This is a genomic window from Arthrobacter sp. NtRootA1, assembly GCF_019976975.1.
Classification (GTDB): Bacteria; Actinomycetota; Actinomycetes; order Actinomycetales; family Micrococcaceae; genus Arthrobacter; species Arthrobacter aromaticivorans.
This window is the reverse complement of record NZ_AP024630.1, coordinates 4,892,023-4,905,203: the sequence shown is the minus strand read 5'-3', so window position 1 is coordinate 4,905,203 and position 13,181 is coordinate 4,892,023. Positions and strand designations below refer to the sequence as shown.

At 60.9% G+C, this 13,181-nt stretch carries 16 protein-coding genes; 9 read left to right on the top strand and 7 right to left on the bottom strand.

Features of this window, described 5'->3' with window-relative positions; genetic code table 11:
• Position 1 precedes the first annotated feature (1 nt).
• Genes LDN90_RS22380 through glyA form a run of 3 tightly spaced genes read right to left on the bottom strand, consistent with a single transcriptional unit; the run spans position 2 to position 2,981 of the window.
• Positions 2-373 (bottom strand): sarcosine oxidase subunit delta, encoded by a 372-nt coding sequence (locus LDN90_RS22380; RefSeq protein ID WP_216926320.1) that lies wholly within the window; start codon positions 371-373, stop codon positions 2-4.
• Between the two features lie 17 nt (positions 374-390).
• The gene (locus LDN90_RS22375; RefSeq protein ID WP_223947178.1) at positions 391-1,611 is read right to left on the bottom strand and encodes a sarcosine oxidase subunit beta family protein; all 1,221 of its coding nucleotides are present in this window, start codon (positions 1,609-1,611) and stop codon (positions 391-393) included.
• Positions 1,608-2,981 (bottom strand): serine hydroxymethyltransferase, encoded by a 1,374-nt coding sequence (glyA, locus tag LDN90_RS22370; RefSeq protein WP_223947177.1) that lies wholly within the window; start codon positions 2,979-2,981, stop codon positions 1,608-1,610. The genes LDN90_RS22375 and glyA overlap by 4 nt, the downstream gene beginning before the upstream one ends.
• A gap of 151 nt (positions 2,982-3,132) precedes the next feature.
• On the opposite strand from glyA, the gene LDN90_RS22365 reads away from it, so the two are divergent.
• From LDN90_RS22365 to LDN90_RS22350, 4 genes are all read left to right on the top strand, one after another.
• Positions 3,133-3,804, top strand: a complete 672-nt coding sequence (locus tag LDN90_RS22365; RefSeq protein WP_216926323.1) for a GntR family transcriptional regulator — start codon at positions 3,133-3,135, stop codon at positions 3,802-3,804.
• Positions 3,805-4,370: 566 nt separating this feature from the next.
• Positions 4,371-5,732, top strand: a complete 1,362-nt coding sequence (locus LDN90_RS22360; protein ID WP_216926324.1) for an MFS transporter — start codon at positions 4,371-4,373, stop codon at positions 5,730-5,732.
• A gap of 28 nt (positions 5,733-5,760) precedes the next feature.
• Positions 5,761-7,017: an aminopeptidase P family protein gene (locus LDN90_RS22355; protein ID WP_223947176.1), complete on the top strand. Its 1,257-nt coding sequence runs from the start codon at positions 5,761-5,763 to the stop codon at positions 7,015-7,017.
• Positions 7,018-7,103: 86 nt separating this feature from the next.
• Positions 7,104-7,907: an IclR family transcriptional regulator gene (locus LDN90_RS22350; RefSeq protein WP_223947175.1), complete on the top strand. Its 804-nt coding sequence runs from the start codon at positions 7,104-7,106 to the stop codon at positions 7,905-7,907.
• Between the two features lie 110 nt (positions 7,908-8,017).
• On the opposite strand, the gene LDN90_RS22345 is transcribed toward LDN90_RS22350, so the two are convergent.
• The gene (locus LDN90_RS22345) at positions 8,018-8,497 is read right to left on the bottom strand and encodes a DUF4383 domain-containing protein (RefSeq protein WP_216926327.1); all 480 of its coding nucleotides are present in this window, start codon (positions 8,495-8,497) and stop codon (positions 8,018-8,020) included.
• Between the two features lie 155 nt (positions 8,498-8,652).
• On the opposite strand from LDN90_RS22345, the gene LDN90_RS22340 reads away from it, so the two are divergent.
• From LDN90_RS22340 to LDN90_RS22330, 3 genes are all read left to right on the top strand, one after another.
• Positions 8,653-9,624, top strand: coding sequence for a hypothetical protein (locus tag LDN90_RS22340; protein ID WP_216926328.1), 972 nt, complete (start codon positions 8,653-8,655; stop codon positions 9,622-9,624).
• A gap of 94 nt (positions 9,625-9,718) precedes the next feature.
• Positions 9,719-10,087: a metalloregulator ArsR/SmtB family transcription factor gene (locus LDN90_RS22335; protein ID WP_223947174.1), complete on the top strand. Its 369-nt coding sequence runs from the start codon at positions 9,719-9,721 to the stop codon at positions 10,085-10,087.
• On the top strand, positions 10,084-10,551 hold the full coding sequence (locus LDN90_RS22330) for an SRPBCC family protein (RefSeq protein WP_216926330.1): 468 nt from the start codon (positions 10,084-10,086) through the stop codon (positions 10,549-10,551). The genes LDN90_RS22335 and LDN90_RS22330 overlap by 4 nt, the downstream gene beginning before the upstream one ends.
• Here LDN90_RS22330 and LDN90_RS22325 read toward each other — a convergent pair.
• Complete coding sequence (locus LDN90_RS22325) at positions 10,548-11,192, bottom strand: LysE family translocator (protein WP_223947173.1); 645 nt, start codon at positions 11,190-11,192, stop codon at positions 10,548-10,550. The genes LDN90_RS22330 and LDN90_RS22325 overlap by 4 nt on opposite strands.
• 103 nt (positions 11,193-11,295) lie before the next feature.
• Here LDN90_RS22325 and LDN90_RS22320 point away from each other — a divergent pair, with 103 nt between their 5' ends.
• On the top strand, positions 11,296-11,751 hold the full coding sequence (locus LDN90_RS22320) for an Lrp/AsnC family transcriptional regulator (RefSeq protein ID WP_216926332.1): 456 nt from the start codon (positions 11,296-11,298) through the stop codon (positions 11,749-11,751).
• 36 nt (positions 11,752-11,787) lie between these two features.
• On the opposite strand, the gene LDN90_RS22315 is transcribed toward LDN90_RS22320, so the two are convergent.
• Positions 11,788-11,946: a hypothetical protein gene (locus tag LDN90_RS22315; protein ID WP_216926333.1), complete on the bottom strand. Its 159-nt coding sequence runs from the start codon at positions 11,944-11,946 to the stop codon at positions 11,788-11,790.
• Positions 11,947-12,041: 95 nt separating this feature from the next.
• On the opposite strand from LDN90_RS22315, the gene LDN90_RS22310 reads away from it, so the two are divergent.
• A complete protein-coding gene (locus tag LDN90_RS22310; protein ID WP_223947172.1) occupies positions 12,042-12,185 on the top strand; it encodes a hypothetical protein in 144 nt (47 codons plus the stop codon).
• 241 nt (positions 12,186-12,426) lie between these two features.
• Here the strand turns inward: LDN90_RS22310 and LDN90_RS22305 are convergent, their stop codons facing one another.
• Complete coding sequence (locus LDN90_RS22305) at positions 12,427-13,020, bottom strand: hypothetical protein (protein WP_223947171.1); 594 nt, start codon at positions 13,018-13,020, stop codon at positions 12,427-12,429.
• Between the last annotated feature and the right edge of the window lie 161 nt (positions 13,021-13,181).

Genomic DNA, 13,181 nt, shown 5'->3' with positions numbered 1-13,181 from the left:
TCTAGACTCCTTCCGAGGAGGTGGGGGCGGCAGCGGCCGTCGAGGTTGTGGGTGCGCCGGGAGCCAGGCCTGCTCCGCCGGCCTGGCCGTACTCGCCGGTTGTATCCGGGCGGGGCTGGCCCATGGCGTAGATGGAGTGGATGTCGTAGCTCACGGTGTCGCGCAGCATGTTGAACCACTGGCGGCAACCGGTGCTGTGTACCCAGCGTTCGGCAAAGGTGCCCTTGGTGTTCTCGCGGTAGAACAGGTATTCAGCCCATTCGCGGTCCGTGAGGTCGTTGGGGTTCTCCGGGTAGGCGATGTGTGCCTGGCCGCCATAGTGGAATTCGGTTTCGTCGCGTGGCCCGCAGTTGGGGCATGAAATGAGAAGCATGTCTTTTCCCGTCCTTACTAGTGGGCCACGGCTGCGGCGCCGTGTTCATCGATCAGGGCGCCGGTCTCGAAGCGTTCCAGGGCGAATGGCTTGTTGAGCTTGTGCGGGGCACCGGTTGCGATGGTGTGCGCGAAGGTCAAACCAGCCGCCGGGGTGCCCTTGAAGCCACCCGTTCCCCAACCGCAGTTGACGAACATGTTCTCCACCGGGGTGAGGCCAACAATCGGCGAGGCATCCAGCGTGGTATCCACGATGCCGCCCCAGGTCCGGAGCACGTGGGCCCGGGCGAAGATCGGGAAGAGCTCCACGGCGGCTGCCATCTGCTCCTCGATCACGTGGAACGATCCGCGCTGGCCGTAACCGTTGTAGGAGTCCACGCCAGCGCCCATCACCAGTTCACCCTTGTGTGCCTGGGACACATACACGTGGACGTGGTTGGACATGACCACCGTGGGGTGGACCGGCTCGTGCAGTTCAGACACGAGCGCCTGGAGCGGGTGGGACTGGATCGGGAGGCGGAAGCCGGCCATCTCTGCGAGGACCGAGCTGTGACCGGCGGCGCAGAGGCCTACCTTTTCGGTGTTGATGTTGCCACGGGTTGTCTTGACGCCGGTAACCCGGTTTCCGTCCTTGATGAAGCCGGTGACTTCGCAGTTCTGGATGATATCCACGCCGAGTTCATCGCACTTGCGGGCGAAGGCCCAGGCCACGTGGTCGTGCTTGGCGATGCCGGCACGTGGCTGGTAAGTAGCACCCATGACGGGGTAGCGGATGTTGTCGCTGGTGTTCAGGATGGGGCAGAGTTCCTTGATCTGATCCGGTTCCAGCCACTCAGCGTCCACACCGTTTAGCCGGTTGGCGCCTACGCGGCGCATGCTTTCGCGGACGTCACCCAGGGTGTGGGCGAGGTTCATCACGCCGCGCTGGCTGAACAGGAAGTCGTACTCCAGCTCTTCCGGCAGGATTTCCCACAGTTTGAGGGCGTGCTCGTAAATCGCAGCACTCTCGTCCCAGAGGTAGTTGGACCGGATGATGGTGGTGTTACGGGCCATGTTGCCACCGGCCAGCCAGCCCTTTTCAAGGATGGCGATGTTGGTCATGCCGTGGTTCTTGGCCAGGAAGTAGGCCGTTGCCAGGCCGTGCCCGCCGCCGCCGACAATAACGGCGTCGTACGAGGACTTGGGTTCCGGGTTGCGCCAGAGGAAGTCGGGGTGTTCGGGGAGGTGGTCCGCGCTCACTGGGCTGCTCCAATCATTTCTTTGAGTTCAGTTGCGGCGTCGTTGCCGTTACTGAGGTGGGGGTAAAGCGGGAATTTGTCGGCCAGCGCGGTCACGCGGCGGCGGAGTTCGACGGCGGTGGCTTCGTCCAGGGTGACGTCACCTTCGGTGCCTGCTGCGGAGCTGCCGCTATTCGCTGCGGCGATCAACGCCGTCGCAATGATGTCCGAGACTTCCGTGAAGTCCTCAGCGCCGAAGCCGCGGGCGGCGAGGGCGGGGGTGCCGATGCGCAGGCCCGAGGAAACCATCGGCGGGCGGGGGTCGAAGGGGACGGCGTTGCGGTTCACCGTGATGCCGATGTGGTGCAGCGTGTCCTCGGCCTGCTGGCCGTTAAGGACGGAGTGGCGGAGATCGGCGAGCACCAGGTGGACATCGGTCCCACCGCTGACCACGGAAATGCCGGCTGCGGCCACGTCTTCCTGGAGGAGGCGATCGGCCAGGATCTTGGAACCCTCAAGTACACGGCGCTGGCGTTCCTGGAACTCCGGTTCGGCGGCCATCTTGAAGGCCACAGCCTTGGCGGCGATGACGTGCTCCAGTGGACCACCCTGCTGGCCGGGGAATACCGCGGAGTTCACTTTCTTGGCGATCTCGGCGTCGTTGGTGAGGATCACGCCACCGCGGGGACCGCCAAGGGTCTTGTGCGTGGTGCTCGTGACGATGTGGGCGTGCGGGACCGGGCTCGGGTGCAGTCCAGCTGCAACGAGGCCGGCGAAGTGGGCCATGTCCACCATCAGGTAGGCGCCCACGAGGTCCGCGATGCGGCGGAATTCTGCGAAGTCCAACTGACGGGAGTAAGCGGACCAGCCAGCGACGATCAGCTGCGGCTTGTTTTCAATGGCGAGGCGCTCCACCTCTGCCATGTCTACGGTGTGGGTGTCTTCGCGGACGCCGTAGGGAACAACCTTGTACAGCTTTCCGGAGAAGTTGATGCGCATGCCGTGGGTCAGGTGGCCGCCGTGGGCCAGGTTCAGGCCCATGATGGTGTCGCCAGGGGTGATCAGTGCGTGCATGGCCGAGGCGTTTGCCTGGGCGCCGGAGTGGGGCTGGACGTTGGCGAATTCTGCGCCAAACAGGGACTTCAGGCGGTCGATGGCCAGCTGCTCGATCACATCAACGTGTTCGCAGCCGCCGTAGTAGCGCTTGCCCGGGTAACCCTCGGCGTACTTGTTGGTAAGGACCGAGCCCTGCGCTTCCATGACGGCCGTGGGGGCGAAGTTCTCAGAGGCGATCATTTCCAGCGTGGACTGCTGGCGGATGAGTTCCAGGGCGATCGCCTGATCGACCTCCGGGTCCGCCTGTGCGAGCGGGCGGATCAGCGGTTCAACCATGGTGTTCTCCTTCGAAAGCTTGTCTAGTGGCCGACTGTTAGGCAACTGATATATTAGAACTATTGCCATAGTATGTTGAAGATCACAAGGTCGTCAACAGGTCTGCGGCAATCCATTCAGCAAACTGGATTGGCGACAACGGGAGAGAGCAATGAGCGCAGCATTGGAAGCACTGGAATCAGCTCCGCAGGGTTCGTCCCTGGCGGAGAACGCCTACCTGCTCCTCCGCGACAGGCTCATCATGCTGGACATCAAGCCGGGTGACCCCATCAACGACGGTCAGATTGCTGCGGAACTCGGCATTGGACGTACGCCCGTCCGCGAGGCCATCAAGCGCCTCGAAAGCGATCATCTAGTGGTTTCCTATCCACGGCGTGGGACGTTCGCCACCGGCGTGGACATTACCCAGCTCGCTGAGGTCTCCGAGATCCGCGAGCTACTGGAGCCACTCGCCTCCAGGAAGGCTGCCCGCATGGCCAGCCCTGCCATGCGTTCAGAGCTTCGCGCTGTCGCCGGTGCAATTCGTGATCTTGAAGGCCAGGACAATTCCTCCCAGGAACTCATGCGCTACGACATCCAGGTTCACCGCCTCATCTACAAGGCCTCGGCGAATGCGCACCTGGAAGACGTCCTGATCCGATACGACAACCTCGCCACCCGCATCTGGTGCTACATGCTGGAAAGAATGCCCTCCGTCTCCGGCCACATCTCCGAGCACGCAGAATTGCTGACAGCCATTGCCGACGGCGACGAAGACCGCGCCTCCGAGCTCGCCCTGCACCACGTAGTCAGCTTCGAGGAGACGATCCGCAAGGTCCTCTAGGCGCGGCCCTCCCTCACGTCCTGCCGCGTTCGGCGCGGTCCTCTCTCACATCCAACGCCCTTTTCGCGGATTCTCTCTCACGTCCAACGGCCTTTCTGCGGATCCTCTCTCACATCCAATGGCCTTTCGGCTGACGTTCTCTCACGTCCCGTCGCGTGTGGCGCGGTCCCCTCTCACGTCCTGCGGCGTTTGGCACGGTCCTCTATCACGTCCGTCGCGTCGGCTGAATAGCTGTCCCGTACTAAAGGCTCGACGTCGGCACCCACCCCGGGTGCCGACGTCGGGCCTTTCTTCGTGAAAGTGAGAGAGCGTTCCGAAATGGGCCACACGATGTGAGAGAAGATCCGGGGAAAAGGGTTTGGATATGAGAGAGGATTGGGGCATTTCGGCGCTCAGTGCAACCGTGTATCGCCCATTGCAACAAGCGTAATCAGAGTCGCGCCCACCGCAGCCGCCCAGAAGCCGTCGAATTAGTTTCAAAAACACTCTTGACCGTGATGCGGCGCACACGTAGTCTGATGCAACAGCGTTGCTTCTAATGCAACCCCAATTTTCTTGGTGGACACATGAGTAATGAACTTTCCTCTGTGGCAGCCGCGGGAGACCGGTCCAATGGCGGACGCAGTACCTCTCCCGAGTCAGGCCCCAATCACACAGTCAGCAAGGACACGCGCCGACGCGTCGTCACTGCAAGCTTCATCGGTAACTTCGTCGAGTGGTTCGACTACGCCGTCTATGGATACCTGGCCGGTATCATCTCCACGGTCTTCTTTCCCGAATCCGATCGTCAAACGGCTCTGCTTGCAACGTTCGGTGTTTTCGCCGTCAGTTTCTTCGTAAGGCCGCTTGGCGGATTCATCTGGGGCCATATCGGAGACAGGCTGGGTCGGAAGCAGGCGTTGTCGCTCTCGATCGTCCTGATGTCCGTGGCCACATTCTGCATCGCACTGATCCCCGGGTACGCCACTATCGGCGTCATGGCGCCGATCCTGCTATTGCTCGTCAGGGTTGTCCAAGGCTTCTCTGCTGCAGGCGAGTACGCCGGCGCGTCCGCCTTCCTGGTGGAGTACGCACCGTCGAATCGCCGCGGGCTCTATGCCGCCGTCGTACCTGCCAGCACCGCAGCGGGACTCTTGCTGGGATCCTTGCTGGCCGCCCTGCTGAGTTCAGTCCTGACCGCAGAGCAGCTCAACGAATGGGGTTGGCGCCTGCCATTCCTGTTGGCGGCGCCTATGGGCTTAATCGGCAGATACATCCGGACCAAGCTCGAGGACACCCCTGCCTTCCGTGAACTGTCCGAGAAGGAGACTGTGAAGGCGCCGGCGCTGGCGATGTTCAAGACCTACCGGAAACAGCTCGTGATCGCTACGGGCGCAGTGCTGCTGAACGCGGTGGGCTTCTACGTGATCCTCAGTTACATGCCAACTTACCTGTCGGTGGAATTGGGCTTTGGGGCGGCGGAATCGTTCCTCGCTACAACGATCGCCCTGGCCAGTTACATCGGCTTCATCTTCCTGACCGGTATCGCGTCGGACAAATTCGGCCGCAAGCGCATGCTTATCACGGCATCTGTTCTGTTTGTGGTGCTGACCGTCCCGGCGTTCATGCTTCTGGATACGCGTAACTTCCTGGTCATCGTCCTCGTCCAGATCCTGCTGGGCGGAATGCTCACCCTCAACGACGGCACCCTGCCGAGCTTCCTGGCTGAACTCTTCCCCACGAAGGTCCGCTACACGGGATTCGCCGTCAGCTTCAATCTTTCCAACGCGTTGTTCGGCGGCACTGCTCCGTTCATGGCAACCCTCCTCATCGGCATGACCCACAACCAACTGGCCCCAGGCTGGTACCTCGTGGCTGCCGCCCTTGTTTCCCTCATCGCAGTCCTGTTCGCCGCCGAGACTTCCAAGAAGCCACTGCAGCAGGACTGAAACCAACCACCCATTGAAAGGAACCACCATGACCATCACCGAGAACGAGCCCATCAACGACGTAGCCAAGCTCGAGCGTCTCAAGGTCCTCAACAACGGCGAGAAGGTCTCCCTGACCTTCTCCGACGCAGAGTTTGAGCGTCGCCTTGCCGGACTTCGCGGCATCATGGCCGAGAAAGACCTCGACGCCGTAGTCCTCACCAGCTACCACTCCATCAAGTACTACTCCGATTTCCTCTTCACTTACTTTGGCCGCTCCTACGGCATGGTGGTCACCAAGGATGACACGGTCACCATTACGGCAAATATCGACGCCGGTATGCCTTGGCGCCGCAGCTTCGGCGACAACCTCGTGTACACGGACTGGCGCCGTGACAACTACATCCACGCCATCCAGGAAGTCCTGCGCACCCGCGGCATCAACCCCCGCCGCCTCGGCGTCGAAGACGACTCCCTGCCGCTGGACAACCGCAACAAGATCCAGGCCGCATTCTCCGGAGCAACGCTGGTGGATGTCGCCCAGGCTGCGATGCGCCAGCGAATGATCAAGTCGGACGAAGAAATCGCAGTCATCAAGCACGGCGCCCGCATCGGCGATCTTGGCGGCGAGGCCATCCGCAACGCCATCACGGCTGGAATCACGGAGTACGAGGTCGCCCTGATCGGCACCGAAGCCATGGTCCACGAAATTGCCCGGACCTTCCCGGACTCAGAAATCCGTGACACGTGGGTCTGGTTCCAGTCCGGCATCAACACCGACGGCGCGCACAACTGGGCAACCACGCGCAAGATCCAGGAACACGACATCCTGTCATTGAACTGCTTCCCGATGACCAGCGGTTACTACACGGCACTGGAGCGCACCCTGTTCTATGGCGAACCGGACGCGCGCTCATTGGAGCTGTGGAACATCAACGTGGAGGTTCACAAGCGCGGCCTGGAACTCATCAAGCCCGGCGCAGTCTGCAAGGACATCGCCGCCGAGCTCAACGAGATCTACGTTGGTCACGGGCTCCTGGCCAACCGCACGTTCGGCTATGGCCACTCGTTCGGCGTCTTGAGCCACTACTACGGACGCGAAGCAGGCCTTGAACTTCGCGAAGACATCGACACCGTGCTGGAACCGGGCATGGTGGTTTCCATGGAACCGATGATCACCGTCCTGGACGGCCAACCAGGCGCGGGCGGCTACCGCGAGCACGACATCCTTGTGGTGGGCGAAGACGGTGCGGAGAACATCACCAAGTTCCCCTTCGGCCCTGAGTACAACATCATCGGAGCCTAGGTGGCGCGGCCGGTGGACGCAGTGCACGGCGTCCACCGGCCCAGCCCTGTCCGTGTCCGCCACCTTCGGCCAAATATAGTGAACCCATGACTCCCACGGAATCCAACGACGTTTCAGGCAACGGCGAAGCCAAAGGTACCTCGGTCATTGTCAACGCCATCGCGGTCCTGCGGAGTTTCAGTGCCGAAGAGCCGCTATTGGGGGTCACTGAAATCGCAGGGCGAATTGGCCTGCACAAGAGCACGGTTTCCCGCATCCTGGCCACGTTGGAGCAGGAGCACTTGGTGGAGCGCGACGTCGATTCGCGCAGGTTCCGCCTGGGGCTGGGAATGATCGCCATGGCGGGCCCACTCCTGGCGGAACTCGAAGAGCGGCGCGTGGCGTATCCGGTGCTACGCGAATTGACCGAACGGACGGGGGAGACCAGCGCGCTCATGGTCTGGAACGGCACCGAATCCATGAGTGTGGAGCAGATTCCCAGTCGGCACCAGGTCAAGCATTTGGCTCCGTTGGGTGTCCGCTACAACGAGGCACTCAGTTCTTCTGTTCAGGTCTTCCTGGCCGCGGAGGACAAGGATCGCGTTCGCAATCTACTCCGGAGCGGCGCGATCACTCTTCCTGGCCTCGATGAGGAAGCCATGGAGGCGTACTTGCGGCGGCTGGAGGACTCCACGAAGCGCGGCTGGGCAGTGAACTTTGGCGAGACGTCCATCGAGGAAGTGGGGGTGGCCTCGCCTGTCTATGACCACAGGGGAAACATTGTGGCGTCCGTGCTCATCCCCGCACCAAAGTTCCGGGTCTCGCAGGACACGCTTACCAGTCTCGGCGAAGCTTGTGCCGACGCCGCGGCCAAGGTCACAACACGCCTTGGTGGCCGCGCCCCGCGCTGAGGCCCCCGCGCTGAGCCTCCCCCGCGCTGTGCCATCTCGCGAAAGCAGAACGGCGACCGTCCCCGCGAAGGGGACGACCGCCGTCGTTCGTTGAACCGACGTCCGCGAGGTTACATCCTCCGCCGTGCCGTCGTTGTCTCGTCCATGGCATCCCTGCCCAGCCAAGCACCGAGGCCGATCATGGCCACGCCAAGAACGAAGTGCAGCCAGTTGTCAGCGGTGTTGAACGGAACAAAGTTGGCGCCGGTTTCCTGGTTGATGATCAGGCCGTAGATCCAAAGAACGAGATATACGGCGCCGCCACCAATGAGGAACAGGCGAGCCATACGAGCTGTCCTGGCCATGGCCAAACCGGCTACGCCAAACAGCAGATGGACGATGTTGTGGAGAATGGATACTTGAAATACTCCAAGCAGCATGGCGCCGGATTCATGTCCCGCGAAGGTCATGGCGCCGTAATTGGTGGTGATACCCGGGATGAAGCCCAGGACACCCACCAGCAGAAATACAATGCCAACGCCCATGGCGGTGTTGTGAAGCGTCAACCCCATCGCATGATGGTGTTCGGTGGGGTGCGAAGCGGTGGTCATGAAGTCCTCCCTTTCACGCTGTTAAACGGCTCTTCTCATGGAGAACCGTCCCGCGGCAAGGGGTGTCGGAAAACCTTGCCGACGCCGCCATAATACTCCTGAAATGCCTCCAATTGCAGGGGAATGGCCAGTCAGCTGACAGTTAGCATGGGTTCATGAGCCAGGCTCCCAACGGCGATTTCCAATCGATCTTCCATGACACCCGGGATCTCACTCCCTTCCGCGATGGATACGTTCGCACACCCGTCCGCGGATTGGCCGACGGCGTGGGTGAAGTGCTGTCCGGTGTCCTGACTGGCCGGGATCCTGCCCGCCTTTCTGTGCTGGGCGATGTTCCCCGGTTGAAGCGCCTGTCCACCAAGCAGGCCAAGGCAATGCATGAGGCCGTCTTCACTTCTACCGAGCCTGATCGGCTTATCTCCCTGGGTCGCGTCTACCCGGGGTGGGCGGGCTTGTGTTACGTGATGGCGGGACTATTGGCGTACAAGCACGGCGGTTATCTGCGGGCCTCCGAGTTGCTGCGGCGCGGCTTAACAACAAGGATCGACGACGACGCGAGCCAGTTCTCGGCCCTCTACCTCGGGCAGGTGGTCACCAGGGTTGAGGTGGCCGAACGCATTGAAGTTCCGGTTTTGTTCAGCGAGGAGTCCGTGTTCCTCGCGCTGGCCCATTGCCTTCGGGAGATGGGAATGATCGAGTCCGCGTTGGAAGCAGTGGTGGGTTTGCCGCCGTCGTTGCCTTCAGCCTTGGCGCGGTGCACCGCAGCGTTTGCCCTGGACCGGCACAGGGACGTGGTGATGTGTACGGAGGGGTTGTTGAATACGGATGATCTCTCGGCAGCCTTGCTTCTGATCCGGGCTAGGTCGCAACGGGCTCGTGGCGATTTTGAATCGGCCCAGGCGGCGCTGAAGGAGGTCCTTCGCCGGAGGAAGACCAGCCTGGCCTTGCGAAATGACGCCCTGACTGATCGCGCCCTTCTCGCCTTGGACCAGGGGCGGCGCACGCTGACTCCCCGATCCAAACGCCCCGCCCCGCCAGCAGAGCTGGAAGCCTTGGAAGTGATCCGCAAGGACGCCGAGATGCGTCGTTTGTGGGAGAACGACTTCAGGGAACTCAGCGGGGAATAAAGACCATTGTGGAGGAGCAGCTGCAAGCGTAGCCTTGTAATCAACCAAGTGATTGATAAAGCATTTGGTTGACAAGGAAAGGTCGCGCAGGGTTATGGATTCAGACGCTCTGGACAAGGCGTTCATGGCCCTTGCTGATCCCGTCAGACGGGGAATTGTTGCCCGGCTGTCCCGGGGAGACGCAACGGTCAATGAACTGGCGGAGCCCTTTCCGATCACCAAGCAGGCAGTTTCAAAACACATCCAGGTCCTGGAGCACGCAGGGCTGGTGACCCGGTCCCGTGATGCCCAACGCAGGCCGGTGCACCTGGATGCAGCCGCCCTCGAAGAGCTGACGGCATGGATAGACCAATATCGACTGATCGCCGAGCGTCGCTTCCGGCTGCTCGACGAACTCCTGGCTGAGTCCCGCCCCGGGGTCCTCCCAGGGCTACAACAACAAGATGAAGAGGAATTGAAATGAGCAATCCAACGGCAATCACTGCTGATGACGGCGTTCCGTTCGTCGATACTGTCCGCGAATTCGATGCACCAGTCAGTGCAGTGTTCAAGGCACACGTGGACCCGGATCTCCTGGCCAAGTGGCTTGGTCCGCGGGACGCGAGACTGAATGTCACCGAATACAACGCCACCACGGGCGGTAGCTGGCACTACGAAAGTGGCCACGAAAACGCGATGTACGGATTCCGTGGGGTCTTCCACACCGTAGACACCGACGAGCTGATCATCATGACCTTCGAATTCGACGGCGCCCCGGGCCAAGTGGGCATCAGCACCACCAGGTTCGAGGAAATTGACGGTCGCACCAGGATCGTCGCCCACGAGGTCTACCCATCGGTGGAAGCGCGTGACATGGCCCTCGCCACAGGCATGAATTACGGCGTGATCGAAGGGTACGAGCGACTGGATGAGGTACTTGCCGCCTAAGCCCGGCTCGCCACGAGGGGAAGGAGTTGCTCCGTCAACAACACTGCTCCCAGCCCAATCATGATGATCCCGCTGGCCAGCGTCACCACGCGCGCGGCGCCTGGACGTGAAGCGAGCAGCCTCCGCGAGGTCAACGCGACCCCGGTGTACACAAGGCCGGCGAGGATCACGAACGTTAGTCCCAGCAACCCGGACTGAACAGGAACAGGCAGTGCGGCTTCGGGGCTGACGAATTGCGGCACCAGCGCCACAAAGAACAGCAGGCCTTTGGGGTTGATGCCACTGGTGCCCATGCCTTGGAAGAACGTCCGGACCTGGTTTCCGGACTGCACGACGGCGCCTTCCGCACTAAAACTCGCACCTCGCCATGACCGGATGGTGGTGAAGCCGAGCCACAGCAGGTATGCAGCACCGGCAATCGTGAGCCAGCCCAGCAGGCCGGGTACTCCCGTCAGCAGGGCTGCCAGTCCGGCCGCCATCAGCACCGTGTGAATCACATATCCGCTGCAGAGTCCCGCTACGGCCGGCACGAAACTATGCTTCCTGAGTCCAGCTGAAATCGAGTAGGCCCAATCGACGCCGGGGGTGCAAGCCAAGGTGACTGACACAAGCAGGAAGGCGAAGAACAATTGCGGGTTCACGGTCTCTCCAGAGTTTTCGTTGGTAGGAAAACTCTAGGGAAAATCGCCTGATAAGTGTTCCCTGATTTATCCCAGAAACTGGGTATCTGGGTAAGATCATTGCGTGATTGACCACATTGACAGAAGTATTTTGCGCCACCTCCAAGAGGATGGTCGAATGACCGCCACTGCCTTGGCATCGAAGGTCGGATTAACAGTGGCTCCGTGCCATCGAAGACTCCGGGACCTGGAGTCTTCCGGGGTCATTCGGGGCTACCGTGCGGACATTGATCCAGCAGCGGTGGGGCTTGGTTTCGAGGCAATCGTGTTCGTCACGCTCCGTCAGGTGGAACGCACCATCATGGCGGAGTTCGAGGAACGTGTGGCTTCAAGCCCCAACATCGTTGAGGCACAGCGGCTGTTCGGCTCTCCCGACTATTTGTTGAAGGTCATCGCGGCGGACCTTCCTGCCTACCAGCGCTTCTACGACGACGAACTCGCGGCCCTTCCGGCTGTTGAGCGTCTCACGTCCACCCTGGTGATGAAGAATCTGAAAACCAACGTAGGTCCACCGGTCTGATGGCAACACAGCGGATGGACTGCCTGTGAAATCTGGCTAGTACCAGTACCGGCGCCCAGCCAAGATGGGGCGATTGAGCGCGCCGAGAATAAGCAGGATGAGGCCGATGGCCAGCACAATCCAGCCTATGGTGACGAGGATGCCAATGTTGAGTAACCAGCCGGCAATCAGAAGAACAAGTCCCAGGACGATCATTTCTTTCCTTTCGCGTTGTCGAGCAGACTAGTCATTAAATAAGCACCCTGACTAAATCAAGATTACCTGAACCGGCAGGAAATGGGGATGCTGCTTTGTTTGCCGAGGCGGCAGGTGCCTTGGACAGGGTGGTGCGCTTCAGGCCGGTCTATTCCGTGATTTCGTGGATGCTTGCTCCCTTTGTCCTGGAGCGTGACAGCATGCTCGATCTTCGCTGGATCGACCACGGACGTGTTTGAAGGAGGTGCCATTCGCGTCGGTGCTGCACTTGAACGAAGGCTGTAGCTTTAGAGCCATGGAATGGTACGAGAACCGGCGGCAATTGCCACCGCCCTCAACGCACCAAGAGGTATGGTCGCCTGCCCGCCCATCGCAGGGTTCATCCTCGACGCAGTAGCGCTTTTAGGCTGGGTTCTGCTTGTGCTGATCGTCGTCCAGCCTTGTAATTTCTCCGTCCCACCGCAGAAGTGACTTCCAAAGCTACCTGATAAGGAGACCAGCCACTAGGGCGATAGCCAGGGCTGCGATGACAGCAAGCGTGAAATACTTCATCGCTTTCATGGAACTCTTTTTCACGGTGGCACCGGCCAAAGGCAACGTCTCCTGCCACGCCTTGATTGCTTCGAGCCCCCGGTAGTAGGCGTATTCCATGGCGACACCTCCAGCGACGCCGGCGACTGCTCCGATACCGTCCGCGGCGCTCATGGCCGCGCCAGCAGAACCCAACCGGCCCAGGTTGCTGTCATTACCGGAGTTCCCGCCTGAGGCCGTGCCAAGTTCAGCCAACTGTGCCCTGGAAGGACTGGGAGACATTGATGCTCCAACGCCGACAATGTCGTGTTGTTGGCCATGAGCCTGCACCACCATGGTTCCCCAACTGGTGAAGCGGACCGAAGCATGGCTTACCGGCAGAGCGAATATCGTCCGCAGCTCAGCGTTCTGCATACTCAAGACGCCGGAGGGATCCAGGCTCAAAATGACGGGAACTGTCGCAGCTCCATTCACCTTGCTCTTTCGCCAGTAAAGCAGCGACTTGATGGGTTGAACCGGGGACTGTGTCTGAGGACTATCCATGCTCTCCAGAATAGGGTCAGACAGGGTCTGGAGCCCGGACGCGGCCCACCGAGAACCCCTGGTTCAAAGGAATATGGTTGCAGTAATCCCCCCGCCATCGTGCATTTCACCGTGCGGGTCTTGCGTGCATCGTCCAAGTCGGCAACTGCAAGGAACGCGTA